At 62.9% G+C, this 20,096-nt stretch carries 14 protein-coding genes and 1 tRNA gene; 8 read left to right on the forward strand and 7 right to left on the reverse strand.

Annotation, left to right across the window (positions count from 1 at the left end; translation table 11 throughout):
* Positions 1-9 precede the first annotated feature (9 nt).
* The 5 genes from ABLE71_RS04630 to ABLE71_RS04650 all read right to left on the reverse strand — a co-directional run bounded on the left by ABLE71_RS04630 (position 10) and on the right by ABLE71_RS04650 (position 10,735).
* Positions 10-3,399 carry a DUF499 domain-containing protein gene (locus ABLE71_RS04630; RefSeq protein ID WP_348782182.1) on the reverse strand — a complete coding sequence of 1,130 codons (3,390 nt, stop codon included), beginning with the start codon at positions 3,397-3,399 and terminating at the stop codon, positions 10-12.
* A 23-nt stretch (positions 3,400-3,422) separates the two neighbouring features.
* A complete protein-coding gene (locus ABLE71_RS04635; protein ID WP_348782183.1) occupies positions 3,423-6,296 on the reverse strand; it encodes a DUF1156 domain-containing protein in 2,874 nt (957 codons plus the stop codon).
* Between the two features lie 2 nt (positions 6,297-6,298).
* Positions 6,299-6,925, reverse strand: a complete 627-nt coding sequence (locus tag ABLE71_RS04640) for a hypothetical protein (protein WP_348782184.1) — start codon at positions 6,923-6,925, stop codon at positions 6,299-6,301.
* A gap of 105 nt (positions 6,926-7,030) precedes the next feature.
* Positions 7,031-10,528, reverse strand: a complete 3,498-nt coding sequence (locus tag ABLE71_RS04645; protein ID WP_348782185.1) for a helicase-related protein — start codon at positions 10,526-10,528, stop codon at positions 7,031-7,033.
* A gap of 117 nt (positions 10,529-10,645) precedes the next feature.
* Positions 10,646-10,735, reverse strand: a tRNA-Ser gene (locus tag ABLE71_RS04650).
* 252 nt (positions 10,736-10,987) lie between these two features.
* Here ABLE71_RS04650 and ABLE71_RS04655 point away from each other — a divergent pair.
* The 3 genes from ABLE71_RS04655 (at position 10,988) to ABLE71_RS04665 (ending at position 13,315) form a co-directional block, all read left to right on the forward strand.
* Positions 10,988-11,314, forward strand: a complete 327-nt coding sequence (locus ABLE71_RS04655) for a hypothetical protein (RefSeq protein WP_348782186.1) — start codon at positions 10,988-10,990, stop codon at positions 11,312-11,314.
* Positions 11,315-11,425: 111 nt separating this feature from the next.
* Positions 11,426-12,109, forward strand: coding sequence for a peptide-methionine (S)-S-oxide reductase MsrA (msrA, locus tag ABLE71_RS04660; RefSeq protein ID WP_348782187.1), 684 nt, complete (start codon positions 11,426-11,428; stop codon positions 12,107-12,109).
* A gap of 180 nt (positions 12,110-12,289) precedes the next feature.
* Positions 12,290-13,315 carry a BMP family ABC transporter substrate-binding protein gene (locus ABLE71_RS04665; protein ID WP_348782188.1) on the forward strand — a complete coding sequence of 342 codons (1,026 nt, stop codon included), beginning with the start codon at positions 12,290-12,292 and terminating at the stop codon, positions 13,313-13,315.
* A gap of 61 nt (positions 13,316-13,376) precedes the next feature.
* On the opposite strand, the gene ABLE71_RS04670 is transcribed toward ABLE71_RS04665, so the two are convergent.
* Positions 13,377-13,907, reverse strand: coding sequence for a hypothetical protein (locus tag ABLE71_RS04670; RefSeq protein WP_348782189.1), 531 nt, complete (start codon positions 13,905-13,907; stop codon positions 13,377-13,379).
* Between the two features lie 22 nt (positions 13,908-13,929).
* Positions 13,930-14,139 carry a SlyX family protein gene (locus tag ABLE71_RS04675; RefSeq protein WP_348782190.1) on the reverse strand — a complete coding sequence of 70 codons (210 nt, stop codon included), beginning with the start codon at positions 14,137-14,139 and terminating at the stop codon, positions 13,930-13,932.
* 178 nt (positions 14,140-14,317) lie between these two features.
* Between ABLE71_RS04675 and ABLE71_RS04680 the strand changes: the two genes are divergently transcribed.
* The 5 genes from ABLE71_RS04680 to ABLE71_RS04700 all read left to right on the forward strand — a co-directional run bounded on the left by ABLE71_RS04680 (position 14,318) and on the right by ABLE71_RS04700 (position 20,095).
* Positions 14,318-15,850, forward strand: a complete 1,533-nt coding sequence (locus ABLE71_RS04680; protein ID WP_348782191.1) for an ABC transporter ATP-binding protein — start codon at positions 14,318-14,320, stop codon at positions 15,848-15,850.
* 741 nt (positions 15,851-16,591) lie between these two features.
* Positions 16,592-17,734 carry an ABC transporter permease gene (locus ABLE71_RS04685; RefSeq protein WP_348782192.1) on the forward strand — a complete coding sequence of 381 codons (1,143 nt, stop codon included), beginning with the start codon at positions 16,592-16,594 and terminating at the stop codon, positions 17,732-17,734.
* 1 nt (position 17,735) lies between these two features.
* Complete coding sequence (locus ABLE71_RS04690; protein WP_348782193.1) at positions 17,736-18,818, forward strand: ABC transporter permease; 1,083 nt, start codon at positions 17,736-17,738, stop codon at positions 18,816-18,818.
* A gap of 93 nt (positions 18,819-18,911) precedes the next feature.
* Positions 18,912-19,304, forward strand: a complete 393-nt coding sequence (gene cdd / locus ABLE71_RS04695) for a cytidine deaminase (RefSeq protein ID WP_348782194.1) — start codon at positions 18,912-18,914, stop codon at positions 19,302-19,304.
* Complete coding sequence (locus ABLE71_RS04700) at positions 19,301-20,095, forward strand: purine-nucleoside phosphorylase (protein WP_348782195.1); 795 nt, start codon at positions 19,301-19,303, stop codon at positions 20,093-20,095. Before cdd ends, ABLE71_RS04700 begins: the two co-directional genes overlap by 4 nt.
* The last annotated feature ends 1 nt before the right edge of the window (position 20,096 follow it).

The following is a 20,096-nucleotide window of genomic DNA, read 5'->3' on the forward strand; positions in this document are numbered from 1 at the left end:
CCCCGCGCGCTAGTCGCCGAATCCCGTGGAGTCCGGTCGAAACTTCAACTGGCGGGCATTGTCCCGCACCACGTCGACATCCTTCTCGTCAAAGCCCTGCTCGTTGCGCGCTTCGACTTCCAATGTCAGCGTCACCTTCGTGCCCGACTGTCTTTGCAGTTCGGCAACGATTGAGTTGATGATCGTCTCGAACGAACGAATGGGACGGGCGGGATCGATGTCGACGATCCCGTAGAATCTTTTGGGCTTCGCCGGCCCAGCTGGAGGAACAGGCGGGTTCGGCGAAGGAGAAACAGATGTTGTCCCCGTGCCCCCCGTCGGGGCTCCGGTTCCAGGTCCCGTGGGCGGCGCCAGATACTGTGCGGCAACATCCTTGCGGATGATGACCGCATCTGGGCTGAAGGCCGTCGGCGCCAGCTTTCCATAGACAAGATTGACGTAGCGGCCTGCTTCCGCCTCGTATCGGTCTGCGTATCCGAAGAGCGGATCGGACGTCGAAACGCCTTCCGCGATCGCGCTTTCCAGCACCGCAGCATCGCGAAGCTTCGGCAGGTAGACATAAGAGGCGAACCACTCCTTCAGATCGGCGATCGCGACATGTGGCTGTGCCGCCGGCCACAGATTCTGCAGCTTGGCCGACAGCATCCGCGGGCCGAGCGTGTCCTTCACGATACTGTCACCGCGCGAGGAGAGCTTCTCGTAGACCGATGCCGCAATGGATGGACGATCCCGCGCTAGCAGGGTGGTCTGGGCAATCTCGAAGGGCCTGCCGTCGAGGGCGCCCTCTTCCTTCTCCGCGTACAGGATATGAATCCAGGCGGCGCGAACGGCCTTTTCCGCGGACTCGCGATTGGATCGTGCACGCTCGGCCACGTCTTCGATCTGGCCCTGAGTCAGCTGCTTGCGCAAGTCGCCTTTGTCTGCCTCCTTTTCGATCGAGGACCAGGCGAGAGATTTCCGCACCACTTCGCGCGCGGTTGTCAATGCGGCCTCGTCGGCAGCCGAGAAGATCAGCGTGTTCCTGTATCTCCGCTGCGCAGTGCGGCAGCGCGTGAGTGCATCTGTTGCCGCCTCAAGAGCCGGAGATGCCGTTGCGCCCTTTGTGTGGAAGCTCACTGGCAGCAGGACAACCAGCGCCAAGGCAGGCGCTTCGTCGACGCCGCTCGGTGAATCTGGGGCGGCGTGCACGCGGGAGAAACCTGTGCTGCGCTGTGAGGCCTCCTTGCCGAGAATGCGGATGATCTCGGCGTCGACCTCGTGAGCTGGCAGCGCTTTTGCGCGCTCATCGGCGAGACGGTTGAGTGTCGGCTGCGTCGAGAACCAATAGCGGCCGGCATCCTCGTAGAGATAGGTCGCATTTTCATGCAGCTCGCGAAGCGCCTCGCCGAAGATCGCCAGCTGGTCGCCAGGCTCGGCCGAGGCGAGCCGGACGGCCTGCCCGGTCACGCCATGATGCGGCTGTCCCACCGTCGGCGCAGAGCAGAGGAACACAGCGCGTGCCGCGCGGGTTGCGGCGCGCGCTTGCGAGATACGCCTCGTCGTCACCGCCTCCATGCGCGCCGGCAACGAGCCGTCGCCGTCGACCTCGCTGTCGATGACCGCTGAGTAGGCTGGGTTAAGCGGGTAGATCGCCGACGCCTTGACGCGCTCGTCGGCCAGCGGTACCCGCGCCGGGAGGATCAGGGCATCGCGGGTCCGCTGCTGCCACAGCACGCTCACAACATTCGCCATGAAGCGCAGCACACCGCGCGTGCGTTGGAAATTGTCAAGTGTCGACCAGTCTTTCGCGAGCCGTTCGAACAGCTCTGGATGGATTGGATAGGAGAGCCGCAGCAGCTCCAGGTAACGCGGCTCCTTGGCATAAGGCGGGAACTCGCTTGGATTGTTCCTGTAGAGCTGGTGGAAAGCCTTGACCGTGTCGTCCCGCGCCTTCTCGCCCTCGCCGTCGAGTTCCTGGAACAGGCGACGGCGGACGATCTCGTAAGTCTCGTTGCCATGTGCGGCGAGCCAGGGCGAGCCGGTGCGGCCGAACACGCGCTCCAGCCTGCGTAGCGCTGCGACGCCCTTGTCGCCGCCCGCCTCCTGGTCGCTCTCCGGAAGCGAGCCGACAAGCAGCACGTCCGGCACCATTTTGGTTGCCTCCGTCAGCGACTGGATGAAGGAGAGGAAGGCTTCGAACCGATCGTCGGGAAGTTGCCGCGCGAACGCCACGACTTCGTCGAGCAGGATGACGCTTGGGCCGGCAAGCCTGAACACCTCGACCATCAGCTCCGAGCCGGGGTTGGTACCGGCATTCTCGGCCTCGCGCACCAGCTCGAGCCCGGCATCGCCTGCCAACCGCCAGGCGATGTAGCCCCACAATGTCCTGACCTTCGGCCCGTCCCGTAGGACCAGCGATGAATCGACGCCCTTGGCGGTGCCGACGAAGACGACCGTCTTCACTGACGGCCAGTTCTTCACGCCCAGCGTGTCGGCGAGCTCTGCGACGCCCTTTAGCAGGCCGAGGTCGCGCGCCTTGGCGAGGTGATAGAGCGCCAGCATGGTGTGCGTCTTGCCGCCGCCGAACGATGTTTGCAGTCCGAGCACCGGATCGCCGCCCGCCCCCGTCAGGCGCTCCAAGGCGGTCCGCAAGACGCGCTGCAGCCCTTCCGTTAGGAAGGTGATGCGGAAGAAGTTTTCCGGCGTCGCATAGTCATCGCTGGCATTGCCCATGTCGACGGCCGCGAGATCGGCGGCAAACTCAGACTGCTTGTAGCGGTTGGCGATGACGTCAGGATGCGGAAAGGCCACCTCGATCCAGGGGCGCAGGGAGCCTGCTGGAGCTTCGTCTGGATCGAGGCCGAGCGACAGCGTGCCCGGCTTCGACTCAATCTTGGCCTTGTCCTCTTTCCCCGGCAGAGTAAGCGTCGGTCGTGTCGTGGGTTTGTCAGCCGTTTTTGCCGGCTCTGCGGCCGTCGGCGCAGGCAGTCCGGACTGTCGCTGCGCCTCGTAGAGTTTTGCGATCTCGTCGATCTCAGCCTTCGGCCCTTTCACAGCACGTCCGAGGCATACCATTGCGTCCAGATAGCGAAGCGCCTCGGCGTCGGTCAGCGGCAGCGCGAGATGCGAGGTCGCGTTTCGGCCGTCGAACGCCGTCGATGCGAAATTTCGGACCTTGAATTTTTCGTTGCGCGCAAAGGCCTCGTCGAACACGTCGCGCCACTGGTCGAGCATGGTCTTCAACATGCCGTAGATGTCGAGCGGCTCCCGCGGGCCGGACCCGTGCGCTCGGCTGGCGAAGGAAAGCCAGCTTTTGCCGTACTTCTTCTCCATCCGCTCTTCGATGAAGGAAGCAATTGCGCGCTGGAGATGGAACAGCCCGTCTTGGACGCGGCGCAGCGTTTCCTTTTCGGTGCTCACGTTTACGATCCCCCTTACTTCCCCTACGCGAATAGGTCGCCTGTCGTTGCTGGCCGCAACTCCTCAGCGACGTTAGTTGACCGCTCCAGCAAGTGCGGCCATTCCTCGGCAAGTTGGTTGTAGACGAGCGCTTCCTGCGCCCAGCCTCTGTCAGTGGCGATCTGAAACAGCCGATCGAGCAGCGCCCTAGCGTCACTAGCCTTCGATCCCATCTCCGCAATCAATCGCGCCGCAGCGCGCGCGCCACCTTCTTCGGCATTCAGCGTGCGGGCAAGGTGCTGCACGCATTCCCACACGGTTAGCCGCTTGTCCTTGTGCGGCGACCAGCTAGGGTCCAGGTTTTCCCGCGCCGTTAGCGCCGCGCGGCCCTTGAGGTCGGTGAAAACTTCAGAGGCGAAGAGGTCATCGATCGCTGTGTCCTTGGCGTTCGCCAGCGTGATCAACTCGCCGGACGGTTTGGCGTCGAAACCATACGAGCCGAACCAGGCCAGCGCCACTTGAGTCTCGGGGTCAACGCTCGCAACCATCTCATTGTCGAGTTCTTCCCAGACCCGATTGATTATCGACAGCGCATTCTTCACGGTCATTGGTTTGTCGTCATCCTCGAGCACCTCGGAAAAGCGCGTGAAGACACCCATCCCAGGCCCGATCACCGACTGTTGCATGTCCACCGGCCCGACGCCTGCCGCGCGGATTTTAGCGATGGCGCCGGGAAGATCGCGGCGAAGAGCGGCGGTGAAGCCTGCTCGGTCAGTTGAAGCAGCGGGTGCCGAGCGTTTCCGACAAACAAGGACGATTGAGGAGGCCAGGGCATTAATACCTGCTTTCAAGGAATTGGTTGCCTCGGTTCTTAGCGGCCAGGTGCCGTCAACTGCTAAACCAGCATCAACAACCGCTTGCAAGAATGACGCCCAACCGGCACTCGTCACGCCGTCTTGCGCCGCCTCAGATTGCTTGAATGCATAGTAAATTGTGAGCGGAGCGCTCTCAGACGCAGCCATTTGCATCGCAGCCATCGCTTCGCCCATTCCATTCATAAAGAATTTCTCTGCGTCCGCCTTGCTAGCATGACGGTAAGGAGCCGCGATGAGCTCTTCTTGCTTTGGTGTCGTTAGCCTCCTGAAAAGCTCAGGCCAGGATGTTGCTAACGAGCGTCGCAGCCAAACGTAGAAAAAATCTGAGAGATCAGCGTATCCGACGTTGTCGTAGTAGGGAGGGTCCGTAGAGAAAATGATTGGCGTTTCAGAGAAGGTATTCTTCTGTGCCGCCAGATTGCGGATGCTTCCTTCGCCTCCAAAGCCGAGGTTCTGCAGATTCTCGGCAACTGAAATAGCGGTGCCTGCGATATCCCCGCCGGCACCCGCCAACGGGTTCGTTTCAGCAAAAGTCCACTGCATACCAATTGCCTGCCGACCCATGGCCCCAGCCAGTCTGCCCATACCTGTCTCCCAGATCGCAAGCGAGCAGGAACGCGTGGATGACTTGCTAACAGCGAATGCCAGGTAAGTCGCCACGGCGTCTGCATACGCGGCCGCGCCGGCACCTCCGGCATGGAGGCGCGCGTCGTTGTCCTCAAGACCGGCAACGAGGGCTGCGGCGAGCACCTGCTGTTGCGCCTCCGCGACCAAGTCTGAAAACGTCGTCAGTGCCAAAAGCTGGCGGGAGGTGAACAGATCGCGGAAAGTGGGCAAGCCGTATAACTGCGTGCGGAAATCCCGTGTATTATTCGGCATGTCCACAGCAATCTCGGCGGCCTCAGGCCTGTCGATTGAAGCGGCGGTTACCTGGGTCTCGGAGGGCGTTAGATAAACTCGGGCCCCAGGGCCCTCGGCAACGATTGCCATCAGCCGCTCGCCCAGTCCATCGGCCCGACCTCGCTCTCGGATGTAGTCGAAGGGCATGAAAGTTCCAGTCAAAATGCACGTGCCTCCAGACCGGGACATCGTACCCTTCTTCTTCTCCAGTTCCTCAGACTGACTCAGTTGTCCTGTCGTCACCTCGAAACGCCAGCCATCGGCCGCCGAGGCATCGATCACTGGCGTGACCCAAGCCTTGATGTGGCCTTTCGTCGAGAGCATGAACGAGGAGACAAGAGGAACCATAGCTCCTTTCGCAGCGGGGTCGGGAGACCGCACCGTGCGCGCCCAAAGCCAGGCGATCACTGTGGCTTCGGAGCCGTCCTCCAGCTTCGCCTTGGGATAGATGTGGCCGATGCGCTTTTCCGCCTCGTCGCGCATCCAATTCCCATAATATCGTACGTCCTCGGCTAGACCCCGTGCGCCCTTGCCGTTCCAGCGACCGCCGCGCACCAGCTCAGCCTGGCTCTCAGGGTTGACCGGAGGCAGGCCTGCAAATTTCGGCGGGATTTCCACCAGCGCCTTGCCGATCAGTACCGCGACCGGATTGAGGTCCGAACCATAGGCGCGCAGTCCCAGACGCTGTGCCTCAAGTGGGATCGATCCACCACCCGAGAATGGGTCGTAGACTGGCGGCGCCTTCGTCTGCAGATAGGCAATGATCGCGTTGCCGTCGCCTTTCGCAGGCGGTTCCTCGCCGAGCCCCCAGGCGACCGAGCGCGCAATCTCCCAGCGGGCCTCGTTGAGGATGGCCTCGTTGTTCGACGCCTCCCACGGCACCATCTTCTCGATAATGCGATGAAGCCTCAGCCGCTCGACCTCCTGCTCGGCTTCCGTTGGAAACCTGTCGGGCCACGAGGACGGGTCGTCGACCAGTTGCGAGAATAGCACCGCCCGGCATGCGGCCAGCGGCCGCCGCGCCCACCACAAATGCAGCGTCGACGGATGGCCGTGACGGATCGACTTCTCCTTGGCCGATGCCTTGTTGATGGCTTCGAGCGGGATCGAGACTTCGATGAGCTTCTTGCGGGGTGCCGCCATTACTAGCCTTCTCGAACTTGCATATGAAGCACGAACGCAGGCCGGTCCGCTTCTGGGCGACGTTTGCGGAGCAATGCGCGCAGAGCGTCTATCGTCGGCGTATGCAGTCTCTGGTCGCCGATGAAAGACTGGAAATGGCGTTCGAAGAACTGCCTGGGAGCCATCCCGTAGAGCCTGAAGATGTCCTTGCCTTCGTAACTGGCGACGCCGAGTGCAGAAAAGAATCTCATACCGTCGCCGGTCGAATACGTAACGACAAAAGCGTCAGGGGTCCGAGCTAGCATTGTCCGACACTGGCCTTGCAGGCGTTTCCATTCGGCTGACGAAAATGGCACTCCCGGTTCTGCTTTCTTCGCCTGCGCCAGGAAGCCCTTCGCCACGTGGTAGCCCTTCAGCTTTGCCGTGAACACCCCCAGTAGATCAGCGCCGTGTTCCTTCTCATGCGCCGCCGACCGGGACCCTGCCCTCAGCGTCAATGCGCGCCAATGGATATGACGCCCTTCCCAACCTTTGCATTGGATGTCCAATCGAGTTTCGGCTGAACCTAGAAATCGATCTGTTATATGAGGTTCGTCGACGACGCGCTGCTCACGGTAGGCATCCATAGCATCATGAGCTGCTTGCGCCATGGCATCCGCCGCTTTTCGCACCACACCTAACTGAATCAACGCAGCCCCCTCCGCCCAGAAGAAAACCCCTTGGATATTCTCCGGCTCTTGATCAGATCAACCCCTTCAACTTGGCGGTCGACCCAGCGATAGCAGATCGTTCACGTTGAAGACCACCGCCGTCTCCGCAAAGCCAAGTTCCCTGTTGAAAAACTTGCGCACATAGACTGGTTCGCGCGCGAAGCCCTCGTCGATCTGCACAATCGCGAGGACAAAGGCATCGGACGCGTTCAATGACGCGAGTATCTCGTTCTTGGTGAGGATGACGTCTCGACCGCCGGCATGGCGCCCTTTGACCTCGAGGAAACGCAGATGCCCTGTAGTGCCATCACGGCTTTCAATGTCCCACCCCTTCTTCTCAGCCGAAACGTCGCGCGCTTCATGGCCGAGCGCGCGCTCGGCAGCGAACACGGCCTCCATTGCCATTCGCTCGCTCTCGGCACGCTGGATCGGGTCCTCTGAAAACTCTTGGGATGGCGATTCCACCGGCTGCCCGGCTTTGAGCACTCCTGCCGGAATAATCAGAGCCGCCCCTTTCAGCACCGGCGGCAAGGCAGAAATCTGCCGCTCGCGATCGAGCTCCGTTTGCCGGCGGTGAAGCCGCTCGACGAGGCGCGCTGCAGTCGCTTCAGCGTTCTGCGCGTTGATACGCTGCTCCTTACCGGCGCGTTCTTCTTCCCGCAGCCGCGCCGCCCGTGCGTCCCAATAGTTGATCTCCCGGTTCAGCCGCGCGCGAACCTCGCGCTCGACCTTGTCGACCTCGGCGATGCGCCTGGCGCGCACCTCGTTCAAATGCTCGGGCACGAGTGCGCTGATCGCATAGGCCATCGCCTGGTTTTCGACATTGCCGGCAAGCCATGGCGCCTTGATCTGCTCTGCGGCCAGTTGGCGCTCCTCGACCGTGATCGGACGGCAGTCTAGATAGGGTGCCGGCCCGCCGTCAGCTGCGCTCCCATCCGGTTTTAGAAACACGAACTGCAGGCGCTGCGAGACGGCACGCGGTTCACCCGACCGGCTGACGCGGCCGTCGCGAACGGCGTGCTCGAGATAGATGAGGAGGCGCGACTCGAGGCCGTCATCGGCATCGTCGACAAGCACCGATCCCTGGCTTAGCATAGGCTGATAGCGTTCGAGGATGATGTCGACCAGGGCCTCAAGCAGAGGGTGACCTGGCGCCAGGAGTTCGGCCTGCGGCTGGCCGGCAATCAGCGACTTCTCGAACGTAACCCGGGCATAGCGGTCAAGCACCGGGTCGGAGCGGCCGATCAGACGGTCGCGCTCCTTGAGGATTGGCGGAACGCGCAGGATTTCGTAACGACCCTTCTCGCGCTCCGAGATGCGCCCGCCGAGCTTGGTGAACGCCTCCCTGAAGAACGAGCCAATGAAGTGTGGCTGCAGGCGCCGTGCCGCGGCTCGCTCCATCTGCTCGCGGATTTCGGCCACCGAACCGGCCGACATGCCCTCGGAGGTAAGCTTTCTTTCTTCGACGAGCTTCTCGATCGCGTCGACATCGACGGCGCCTTCGACCTTGCGGAACAACTCGGCCTTCTTCTCTGGCCGATCACCGTATCGGATGGCGTCGACCAGGAGGTCGCGAAGGGCGTGACCTTCGAAGAGCTCGCCCAGTACATCGTAGACCCGGCCGCCAAGCGCTTTGCGTGCCTCCTCTAGCTTCTCGAGAAGCCGCCGGTAGACCTCACCTTCGCGCGTGTTGGCAGCGCAAAGATTCCACAGGTGGCACGTCATCGTCTGGCCGATGCGGTGGATGCGCCCGAACCGTTGCTCCAGTCGGTTCGGATTCCACGGCAGGTCGTAGTTCACCATAAGGTGTGCACCGCGCTGCAGGTTGACGCCTTCGCCTGCCGCATCGTTGGCGATCATAACCCGCACCGCCGGGTCGGAGTTGAAGGCGGCAATGGCCGCGCGGCGGGCCTCGCGAGCGACGCCGCCATGAATAACGACGACGGCGGCGGGGTCACCGATGCGCGCTGCAATCTTCTGATGAAGATACTCGAGCGTGTCCTTCGGCTCGGTGAAGATCAGGACCTTGCGCCGCATGCCGGTTGAGGGATCGGTCATCATCGGCTCGTCGAGGACGGATTCGAGCTCGCGCCACTTCGTGTCCTGGCCGGAAAGCTTCAGTTGGAGCGCGCGCTCCTCCAGGTCCTTGAGGATCGCGATCTCGGTTTCGAGCTCTCCGATCGTGCCCGCGGCAGTCGCCTGGTCGAGGATTTCTTCCTCGGCCGCTTCCGCTTCCACGCCCGGCACGTCGTCGGCATCGTCAGGATCGAAAGAAGGCAGGCTTGGTGCGCTAACGAATTGCGCCGCACTGCCGCGCATCATCTTGGCTTCCCGAAGCCGCTCTTCCATGCGCTTGCGCCTTCGCTCCAGCGAGCGGTGGATGGCTGCCGGCGAAGATGCGAGCCGTCTCTGCAGGATTTGCAGGGCAAACCCGACGCTCGACCGACGCTTGTCGTCGCCCGAGCGGTCAGCCCGGTTCATTTCTTCGCGGACATAGGTCGTGACTGCCTGATAGAGCTCGGTCTCCAGCGGAGACAATTCGTAGCTTGCGGTATACGCAAGCCGCTCGGGAAAGAGCTTCGTACCGTCGAACCGGTAGAGTTCCTCCTTTGTCAGGCGGCGCATCATGTCGGACACGTCCGCCTTGTGCACGCCTTCCCGGAATCTACCCTCGAACCGGTCGGCGTCGAGCAGGCCCATGAACAGTTGGAAGTCCGCCTCCTTGCCATTGTGCGGCGTTGCCGACATCAGAAGGAAGTTTCGCGTTCGTGTGCCCAGCAGCTTCCCAAGCTTGTGGCGCTGGGTTTCTTTGATCTCGCCGCCGAAATAGGAGGCAGCCATGCGATGTGCTTCATCGCAGATGATCAGGTCCCAATCTGGCGCAGCGTCCAACTTCGCCTTTAGGTCATCTGATCTCGATGCCATGTCCAGACGAACGATCAGGCGGTTGTTATCGGCAAACGGATTGCCGGTGACCGACGCCTCGATTTGATCGCGCGTAAGCAGGTTGAAGTGCAGTCCGAACTTTTCGGCCAGCTCTTCCTGCCATTGCTCGACCAGGCTGCCGGGGGCGACGATGAGGCAGCGTTCTAGGTCACCGCGGATCAGCAGCTCTTTGATCAGCAGACCGGCCATCACCGTCTTGCCGGCGCCTGGATCGTCGGCGAGCAGGAACCTGAGCGGCTGGCGCGGCAGCATTTCCCCATAGACGGCCGTGATCTGATGCGGAAGCGCTTCGATCTGCGATGCGCTCACCGCGAGATAAGGGTCGAACAGATGAGCCAGCCGAATACGATATGCTTCAGATGCGAGCTTGAGCAGTTCCCCGTCGGCATCGAATGAATAGACGGTCCCTGCGCTAGCAAATTCAAGGCCGACTTCCTCGCCTCGGTAGAGAAGCCGTTCAGAGACGCGCCCATTGGAACGAAACACCACGTTGATTGCGTCGTCGCCGAACTTCGAAACAGAAACGACTTCAGCGATACCCTGTGCTTCAAGCCCCTTGATTTTTGCCCCGGGGCGAATTGCTTCGAATCCTGCCATGAGGCTTTTGACCCTACCCCTGGAGTCGCGTCAACAGGATCGGCAAATGCTTATTGTACGCACATTTGTGCGCCAGAATTCAAAATCGACAAATTTTCTTTGTTTTTCAATACCGTATGGCGGAGAGAGCGGGATTCGAACCCGCGTTACGGTTTCCCGTAAACACACTTTCCAGGCGTGCGCCTTCAACCACTCGGCCACCTCTCCGCAAATGCCGGGACCTGGAAATTTTGCCGGCGCGGGCTGATCTAGTCGATCCAGTGCCGAATGCCAAGGCCGCGGCGACGTTATTGTCGGCCTGACCTGTCGGCCCAACCGGCGCTCTCGTCCGCCGCAGCGACATACGGGCCTGTCCCCTGCTTGGGCGTCGCGCCCGGTGTCGTTCCCGCGACGCCGGAGATTGCGGAATGCGCGACGCCGACATATGTGTCAGCTCAAACGACAAAGCGAAGGCCTGCCATGTTCCGCTTCCTGTTCCGGCTGATGGCCACAGTGGCGCTTGCGGTCGCCGTCATCATGGCGGTGCTGGACGTGACCCGCACGATCGCCGCTTCGCGGCTGGTGCTCACCTCGCTCGGTGAGAGCTGGCTAGGCGTATCGCCGGCGACGCTGGAACGAGTGCAGTCCTTCATCATCGACAATGCGCACCCGCTGGTCTGGAATCCGGTCATGGTCTTCATCCTTGGCCAGCCCGGTTTCGTGGTGTTCGGCGTGCTCGCCTTCCTGCTCTATGCCATCGGTCACAAGCCGGAACGCCGGATTGGCCGCTTCGTCGCGGAACGCTGACCAGGCCAGCAGCACACATCGGCCAAGGCACGACCGCGAAACGCAGGACCGCGTAACAAACGTCGGACCGGTTTCGAAAAGGATCGTGCCCGACAACCATAGGAGAAATGCATGTTTTTCCCCAGCGACCTGCTGAACAAGAAGATCCAGCTGCCAAACGCCCAAGAGGCGCTGCCCGGGCGCGACAGGCCGATCCCGACGGCTTCGAGACATTTCGTCTCGAAGAGGGATCTGAAAGGCCCGTATCCTGAAGGCATGGAGACCGCCATGTTCGGCCTCGGCTGCTTCTGGGGCGCCGAGCGGATGTTCTGGCAGACACAAGGCGTGTGGGTGACGGCGGTCGGTTACGCCGGTGGCATCACGCCCAACCCCACCTATCCGGAAACCTGCACCGGCCTCACCGGCCATGCCGAAGTCGTGCTCGTCGTGTTCGATCCGAAGACCGTTTCCTACGCGCAGTTGCTGAAGATCTTCTGGGAGGCGCACGATCCGACGCAAGGCATGCGCCAGGGCAACGATGTCGGCACCACCTACCGCTCGGCGATCTACACCTTCGGCGAGACCCAGCATCGCGCTGCACTCGCCTCGCGCGAGGCCTACGAAGCCCAGCTCGAGGCCGCAGGCCGCGGCGGGATCACCACCGAGATCGCGCCGGCGCCGGCCTTCTATTTCGCCGAGGAGGAACACCAGCAGTACCTGGCGAAGAACCCCTATGGCTATTGCAACCTCAAGGGGACGGGGGTTGCCTGCGCGATCCCGCAGGCGGCCAGCCAGCCCGCGGTTCCCGCCGAATAGTGGCATATGCCTGGCCGCCGGCGCGGCCTCGCACCCTGTTTGCCTTCACACGCGCCGCCCGGCGGTTTTTCCGGAAGGTCAAAATTCCGCGTGAATTTTGTTCTTGGCCGTGCCAGATTGCGCCATCGGCTGCGGACACGAGGGGTCGTCCGCCGAATGTTCTTGCAAAGGATGTTTCTCATGAAGCGCAATACGTTGCTCATTATTCTGGCAGCGATCGTGGTCGTAGTCGGCGCCTACCTGTTGCTGAACCGCAAGGCCGGGGAAGAGGCAGCCGGGGCGGGTGGACCGGCGCTGCTCTATGATCTCGGAGGGAAGTTCGACAAGTCGTTCAACGAGGCGTCCTTCAACGGCGCCGAGAAGTTCAAGACGGAAACCGGCGTCTCCTATGTCGAATTCGAGGTCTCCAACGCCTCGCAGCGCGAGCAGGCGCTGCGCCGCTTCGCCGAAGAAGGCCGCAACCCGATCGTCATGGCGGGCTTCTCCTGGGCCGAGTCGCTCGACAAGGTCGCCACGGATTTCCCAAATCTCAACTTCGCCATCATCGACATGGTGGTCGACAAGCCGAACGTCCGCTCGCTGGTGTTCAAGGAGCAGGAAGGCTCCTACCTAGTCGGCCTGATGGCCGGCATGGCCTCCCAGACCAAGAAGGTCGGCTTCGTCGGCGGCATGGACATCCCGCTGATCCGCCGTTTCGGCTGCGGTTATGTCGGCGGCGCCAAGGCGGCCGGCGCGACCGAAGTCATCCAGAACATGACCGGCGACACGCCGGCGGCCTGGAACGACCCGACCAAGGGCGGCGAAATCGCCAAGACGCAGATCGACCAGGGCGCTGATGTCATCTACGCCGCGGCGGGCGGCACCGGCGTCGGCGTTCTCCAGGCGGCAGCGGATGCCGGCAAGCTCGGCATCGGCGTCGATAGCAACCAGAACGGCCTGCAGCCGGGCAAGGTGCTGACCTCGATGCTGAAGCGCGTCGATGTCGCCGTCTACAACGCCTTCATGGACGGCAAGAACGGCACGTTCAAGGGCGGCATCAACGATCTCGGCCTCAAGGAAGGCGGCGTCGACTTCGCCATGGACGACAACAACAAGGCGCTGGTCACTCCCGAAATGCTGGCTGCGGTCGAAAAGGCCAAGGCCGACATTATCGCGGGCACGATCACCGTCCACGACTACATGTCGAACGACACCTGCCCGTATTGATCCCCGTATCGATCGGGTATCGTCTCCAGAAAAGCCGCCGGACTGGTTCCGGCGGCTTTTCTCATGGCGCCGTGGCAATTGCAGGCGGGGCTTCGACCGAGGTGACGCCCGCCACATAACCCAGCACAAACGCCGCGATCAGGCACAGCGCCAACAGGAGCGCGCGGCGGCTGGGAACCGAATGCAGCCCCCTTCCGATGGTTCCTGGCGGCATCTCGGGCACGATCGCGCCGTGCAGCCTGTCGGAGCGCCGCCGGCCGAAAGTAACCTGCGGCCCGGATGGCGCCGGCCCGGATGGCATCGGTTCTGGTGCCGCCGGCCGCATCTGCGGCATTGCCTCGAGGCGCTCCTTGATCAGCCGCCAGTCGTCCTGCGGCGGCTTGCCAGGGGGTTGGCCAGGGGGTTGGCCAGCGGGTTGATCCGGCGCCGGCATGCGGTCGAAGACGTGCATGCGCTCGGCGATCTCGACCATCGCGTCGCGGAAGGCCGGGTCGATCTCCAGGTCGCGCTCGGCGCGCTCGCGCTCCTCATCGTCCATCAGGCCGAGCACGTAGCGGCCGGCCCTGTCCATGCGATCGCCCAGTTCGCCCATAACCACCCCCCCTCGCCGCCTCTCACCAGTGCGGCGGTTTCGTCACCGGCACGTCGGGTGCGGTCTGCTCCTCCAGCACCAGGAAGCGGTCGGTCAGCGCATCCAGCTTCTTGCGCAGGCCCTCTATCGTCTTCCACTGCTCGGCGATCTGGCCGGACAGTTCCTCGATGGTCTTCTCCTGCTCGGCCGCGCGGATTTCCAGCGTCGTCAGGCGGTTTTCGGGCGTCGTCATGGTGCAATTCCTCGCGGCAATACCCGCCGCCGATGTCCCCAATGGCGATCCCCACCGAAATTGACAAGCGGCGGTGGATTTGTCGAGATGCCGGCGGAGCGCGCGATTGGCAGCCGTTGGGCGGCATGCTAGCGTTTTGACCGGATGATAAAAAGACAAGAAGGTGGGAACCGGCCGCATGGCTGAAGCCGCAATCGAGCTCATCGGGATCGACAAGAGTTTCGGCGCCGTCCGGGCAAATCGCGACATCAATCTCGTCATCGAGCGCGGCACCATTCGCGGCATCGTCGGCGAGAACGGCGCCGGCAAGTCGACGCTGATGTCCATACTCTACGGCTTCTACCAGGCCGACAGCGGCGACATCAAAGTCGGCGGCAAGCCGGTCTCGATCAAGACGCCCAACGACGCCATCGCGCTCGGCATCGGCATGGTCCACCAGCATTTCATGCTGGTCGAGAACTTCACCGTCATCGAGAACGTCATTCTGGGCGCCGAGCACGAGGCGCTGCTCAAGAAGAGCATTGCCAACGCGCGTTCCGAGCTGGAGCGGCTGGAGCGCGAATACGGCCTGGAAGTCGATCCGGACGCCGTCATCGAGGAACTGCCCGTCGGCCTGCAGCAGCGCGTCGAGATCCTCAAGGCGCTCTACCGCGGCGCGGAAATCCTCATCCTCGACGAGCCGACCGGCGTGCTCACTCCTCCGGAAGCGGACCACCTTTTCCGCATCCTCAGGCAGCTCAAGGACCAGGGCAAGACGATCGTGCTGATCACCCACAAGCTGCGCGAGATCATGGCGATCACAGACACCGTCTCGGTCATGCGCCAGGGCACCATCGTGGCTACCCGCGAGACCGCGAAGACGACCGTCGAGGAACTTGCCGAGCTGATGGTGGGCCGCCGCGTGCTGCTGCGCGTCGAGAAGGGCGAAGCGAAACCCGGCGCGGTGAAGCTCGCCGTCAAGAACCTGACCGTCAGGGACTCGCGCGGCGTCACCATGGTCAACGACGTCTCCTTCGACGTACGCGCCGGCGAGATCGTCGGCATCGCCGGTGTCGCCGGCAACGGCCAGTCGGAGCTGATCGAGGCAATCTCGGGCATACGCCGCGCCGTCTCCGGCAGCGTCATGCTCGACGGGACGCCGATCGACGTCATCGGACATGCCGATCCGGGCGAACTGCGCGACCGCGGCCTCGCCCATGTGCCCGAAGACCGCCACCATGTCGGCCTGGTGCTCGCCTTCGAGGAGAACGAGAATTCGATCCTCGGCTATCACGACGAGCCTGAGTATCTGAAAGGCCCGTTCCTGAACATCGAGGCCATCCGCGACGATGCCCGAAAGAAGATCGAGAAATTCGACATCAGGCCGGCCAACGACCGGCTGAAGACCGCCAACTTCTCCGGCGGCAACCAGCAGAAGATCGTGCTCGCGCGCGAGATGGAGCAGGACCCCGGCGTCTTGATCGTCGGCCAGCCGACGCGCGGCGTCGACGTCGGCGCCATCGAGTTCATCCACAAGCAACTCATTGCCATGCGCGATCGCGGCAAGGCGGTGCTGCTCGTCTCGGTCGAGCTCGACGAGATCCGTTCGCTTTCGGACCGCATCCTCGTCATGTTCGACGGCCGCGTCGTCGGCGAGCGCGGACCGGAGGCGACCGAAGGCGAACTCGGCCTCCTGATGGCCGGCGTCGAACGGCAGGAGGCCGCGGAGTAATGGGAGGGATTACTGACACAGAGGCCGAATGGGCGATCGTCGATCGAATGGCTTACCAACTGTGGTCACTCCAAAGCGACGACTATGCCCAGACGTTAAGTTTAGCGCTGTTGGGTGGAATCGTATCTTGGTCATGCCAACGCATTAGGACACCAGCGAACTGGCCGAGCGAAACGCCGAGAGGAATGCGAGAGCTACGCGAGAAACTTGAGGGGGAACGCTTATCCGAGATTTTTGGATTCTCTTTGGAGAGCCTCATCTGCAAAGATAGGCATTTGCCCGATTGGCATTCAGAAATGTCGTCTGACGAGTTTGTCAGAGAATTGCCTGTCGGCAGTGCGTTAGACGATTTGACACTTCTCCGAAATGCCCTTTGTCATTCAGACGCGAGGACAATCTGGCCATGGAACGGCGAGACTAGGTTGCATGGATTCTATTTCTTTTTGACGAGATGGAAGAGACGGTCGGAATGGCAACCAAACTGCCTTACACAAGGCGAGTGGATCGGAATTTCGGCTCCACAAATGTGTGATATCGGGCTTCGCCTGACGACAATATTCTGCCAAGCCATGGATGACGAATATAGGCGGAAAGGATTTTCGGCAGGCAGCGTTCCACACAGCGATCCGCTCATGTCCGAGGACAAAGCGAAAAAGGCAGCCTAGCCATGCGAGTGCTGGACAATTCAGAAAGCTATCTGATCGTCAACATGTCAGAGCCATTCCAGATTGGGGCCTTGTCATGAGCACCCCCTACGCAAAGCTTCCCGGCTGGGCCGACTACGGGCTGATCCCGCTGATCAACCTGATCGTCGCCTTCATCGTCGCCGGGCTGGTGGTGCTGCTCGTCGGCGAGAATCCCTTCCGCGCCGCGGTCATCCTGGTCGATGGCGCGTTCGGCAGCGGCACCGGCCTCGCCTATACGCTCTACTACGCGACGAACTTCATCTTCACCGGCCTTGCGGTCGCCGTCGCCTTCCACGGCGGCCTGTTCAACATCGGCGGCGAGGGCCAGGCCTATATCGCCGGGCTGGGAGTCGGCGTCGTCTGCCTCGCCTTCGACCATGTCCTGCCCTGGTGGCTGACCTTTCCGATCGCCATCCTCGGCGCCGCCGCCGTCGGCGCGCTGTGGGCGCTCATCCCGGCCTATCTGCAGGCCAGGCGCGGCTCGCACATCGTCATCACCACCATCATGTTCAACTTCATCGCGGCGTCGGCGATGGTCTATCTGCTGGTCGACGTGCTGAAGCCCGCCGGCTCGATGGCGCCGCAGACACGCCAGCTCGCCGAAGGCGCGCAGCTTCCCAAGCTCGGCTGGTTCCTGTCGGAGTTCGGCTTCGCAGTGCGGCCGTCCGCGCCGCTCAACGTGTCGTTCCTGCTGGCGCTCATCATGGCCTTCGTGGTCTGGTTGCTGATCTGGCGCACCAGGCTCGGCTACGAAATCCGCACCATGGGTTTCAGCTCGAAGGCAGCGCGATACGCGGGCATTTCCGAGACGCGCATCATCATCGTCACCATGCTGATCTCGGGCGCGCTTGCCGGCATGATGGCGCTCAACCCGATCATGGGCGACCAGCACAACGTCTCTCTCGACTTCGTCTCCGGCGCCGGCTTCGTCGGCATCGCCGTGGCGCTGATGGGCCGCTCGCATCCGGCCGGCATCGTGCCGGCGGCGATCCTGTTCGGCATGCTCTACCAGGGCGGCGCCGAGCTCGCCTTCGAGATGCCCGTCATCGGCAGAGACATGATCGTCATCATCCAGGGGCTGGTGATCCTGTTCGCCGGAGCGCTGGAGCACATGTTCAGGGCGCCGGTCCAGACAGCCTTCGCGAGTTTCAGCCCGCGCTCGGTCGGTGTGGATCAACCGAAAGGGGAGCGGGCCTGAGATGGAGTTCTTCAACGCAGCCGTCAACGTGCTTGACTCGACGATAAGGGTCTCGGTGCCGCTGCTGCTCGCCTGCCTCGCAGGCCTCTACTCCGAACGCGCCGGCGTCTTCGACATCGGCCTGGAGGGCAAGATGCTCGCCGGTGCATTCGCCGCCGGGGCAGCCGCCGCCGTCTTTGGCTCCGCCTGGATCGGCCTGCTGATGGCCGTCTTCGTGTCCATAGGGCTTGCCCTCGTCCACGGCTTCGCGTCGATCACACATCGCGGCAACCAGATCGTCTCGGGCGTCGCCATCAACTTCATCGCCGCCGGCTCCACCATCATCCTGGGACAGGCCTGGTTCCATCAGGGCGGGCGAACGCCGTCCCTGCCGCCTGCCGGCCGCTTCAACGCTCTGACCCATGAAGCCTTGGGCGGCTTCGTCGACAACTTCTCCGTCACCCTGACATCGCTTTCGGGCATCCTGGCCTCCATCGCGGGCCTGATTGCCTATCCCTTCGCCTTCCTGCTGGTGCTGTTCGGCGATCTGATCGGCGGCGTTCCGTTCGTCGGGCCGGTCTACAAGGAACTGATCCTTGGCCAGACGCTGCTCGCCTACATCGCCTTCCTCGCCGTGCCGTTCACCTGGTGGGTGCTGTTCCGCACACGCTTCGGCTTGCGTCTGCGCGCCGTCGGCGAGAACCCGGCAGCCGTCGACACCGCGGGCATCTCGGTCGCCTGGCTGCGCTACCGCGCCGTCATCTGCACCGGAGTGCTGACCGGGCTTGCCGGCTGCTACATGGCGCTGTCGCAGAATGCCGGCTTCGTGAAGGACATGACAGCCGGGCGCGGCTACATCGCGCTCGCGGCGCTGATCTTCGCCAAGTGGAAGCCGGTGCCGGCGATGTTCGCCTGCCTGCTGTTCGGCTTCCTCGACGCGCTGTCGATCCGCCTGCAGGGCACGCCGCTGCCCCTGATCGGCAAGGTCCCCGTCCAGTTCATGCAGGCCCTGCCCTACATCCTCACCGTCATCCTGCTCGCCGGCTTCATCGGCAAGGCGATCCCGCCGCGCGCCGGCGGCGTGCCTTATGTGAAAGAGCGGTGAGAGCGGCGATTCGCATGTATCACACCTCAACCACCCCCACTCCGTCCGCTGCGCAAACCGGAGTGGGGGTCGAAACATCCGGTTAGATAAAGCATGTCCCACGATCTCTTCCTCGCGGCGAAGACCGCCATGGCGAAAGCCTACGCGCCCTATTCGAAGTTCCCCGTCGGCGCGGCTCTGCGCACCGCAGACGGGAAAATCTATTCCGGCGCCAACATCGAGGTCGCGTCCTATCCCGAGGGCTGGTGCGCCGAGACCACGGCGCTCGGGCACTACATCATGGGCGGCGGCGGCAAGATCACCGAGATCGCCGTCGTCGCCGAGCGCATGCCCAGGGTCACGCCCTGCGGCGGCTGCCGCCAGCGCCTTGCCGAATTCGCTCAGGCTGACACCAGGCTGCATCTTTGCGACGAGACCGGCGTGGTACAGACGGTCACCATGGGCGAGATGCTGCCCTACGGCTTCGCCGGAGACATGCTCAAGTGAGCGCCGCCGACATCCTCGCCCGGAAGCTGGGCGGACTCAAACCCGACGTCGCCATCGTGCTCGGCTCGGGCCTCGGGCCTCTGGCAGGCGAAGTGAAGAACCCCATCCGCATCCCCTATGCCGACCTGCCCGGCTTTCCGAAGAGCGGCGTCAGCGGCCATGCCGGCGAGGTTGTTGCCGGCGATTTCGCCGGGCGGCCGGTGCTGCTGCTCGCCGGCCGCGCGCATTATTACGAGCATGGCGACGCCGCGGTCATGCGGCCGGCGCTGGAGGCGCTGGCCGGAATCGGCATCAAGAAGCTGATCCTCACCAACGCGGCCGGGTCGTTGCACGCCGACATGCCTCCCGGATCGGTCATGCTGATCACCGACCACATCAACTTCTCCGGCACCAATCCGCTGTTCGGCGAGCAGGACGACCGCCGCTTCGTTGGCCTGACCGAGGCCTATGACGCAGGCATGCGCGCGGCGATCGAAGAGGCCGCGAACGCCACCGGCACGCCGCTGTCGAGGGGCGTCTACATGTGGTTCTCCGGCCCCTCCTTCGAGACGCCGGCCGAGATCCGCATGGCGCGCGTCATGGGAGCCGATGCGGTCGGCATGTCGACCGTGCCGGAAGTCATCCTCGCGCGTTTCCTCGGACTTCGTGTCGCCGCAGCTTCCGTTGTCACCAATCTCGCGGCCGGCATGACCGGCGGCGAACTCTCGCACCAGGAAACCAAGGACAGGGCGCCCGTCGGCGGCGCGCGGCTGGCGACCATCCTGAAGCATGCGCTCGGTAGAGGGCTCTGAT

The sequence above is a fragment of the Mesorhizobium sp. KR9-304 genome, assembly GCF_040049215.1.
Taxonomy (GTDB): domain Bacteria; phylum Pseudomonadota; class Alphaproteobacteria; order Rhizobiales; family Rhizobiaceae; genus Mesorhizobium_K.

What these genes read in the sequence shown, in the direction of transcription:
- ABLE71_RS04635 (WP_348782183.1), bottom strand. Translation starts at nt 6,296, where the DNA reads ATGGCGGCACCCCGCAAGAAGCTCATCGAAGTCTCGATCCCGCTCGAA.
- ABLE71_RS04640 (WP_348782184.1), bottom strand. Translation starts at nt 6,925, where the DNA reads ATGGCGCAAGCAGCTCATGATGCTATGGATGCCTACCGTGAGCAGCGC.
- ABLE71_RS04645 (WP_348782185.1), bottom strand. Translation starts at nt 10,528, where the DNA reads ATGGCAGGATTCGAAGCAATTCGCCCCGGGGCAAAAATCAAGGGGCTT.
- ABLE71_RS04655 (WP_348782186.1), top strand. Translation starts at nt 10,988, where the DNA reads ATGTTCCGCTTCCTGTTCCGGCTGATGGCCACAGTGGCGCTTGCGGTC.
- msrA (WP_348782187.1), top strand. Translation starts at nt 11,426, where the DNA reads ATGTTTTTCCCCAGCGACCTGCTGAACAAGAAGATCCAGCTGCCAAAC.
- ABLE71_RS04665 (WP_348782188.1), top strand. Translation starts at nt 12,290, where the DNA reads ATGAAGCGCAATACGTTGCTCATTATTCTGGCAGCGATCGTGGTCGTA.
- ABLE71_RS04670 (WP_348782189.1), bottom strand. Translation starts at nt 13,907, where the DNA reads ATGGGCGAACTGGGCGATCGCATGGACAGGGCCGGCCGCTACGTGCTC.
- ABLE71_RS04675 (WP_348782190.1), bottom strand. Translation starts at nt 14,139, where the DNA reads ATGACGACGCCCGAAAACCGCCTGACGACGCTGGAAATCCGCGCGGCC.
- ABLE71_RS04680 (WP_348782191.1), top strand. Translation starts at nt 14,318, where the DNA reads ATGGCTGAAGCCGCAATCGAGCTCATCGGGATCGACAAGAGTTTCGGC.
- ABLE71_RS04685 (WP_348782192.1), top strand. Translation starts at nt 16,592, where the DNA reads ATGAGCACCCCCTACGCAAAGCTTCCCGGCTGGGCCGACTACGGGCTG.
- ABLE71_RS04690 (WP_348782193.1), top strand. Translation starts at nt 17,736, where the DNA reads ATGGAGTTCTTCAACGCAGCCGTCAACGTGCTTGACTCGACGATAAGG.
- cdd (WP_348782194.1), top strand. Translation starts at nt 18,912, where the DNA reads ATGTCCCACGATCTCTTCCTCGCGGCGAAGACCGCCATGGCGAAAGCC.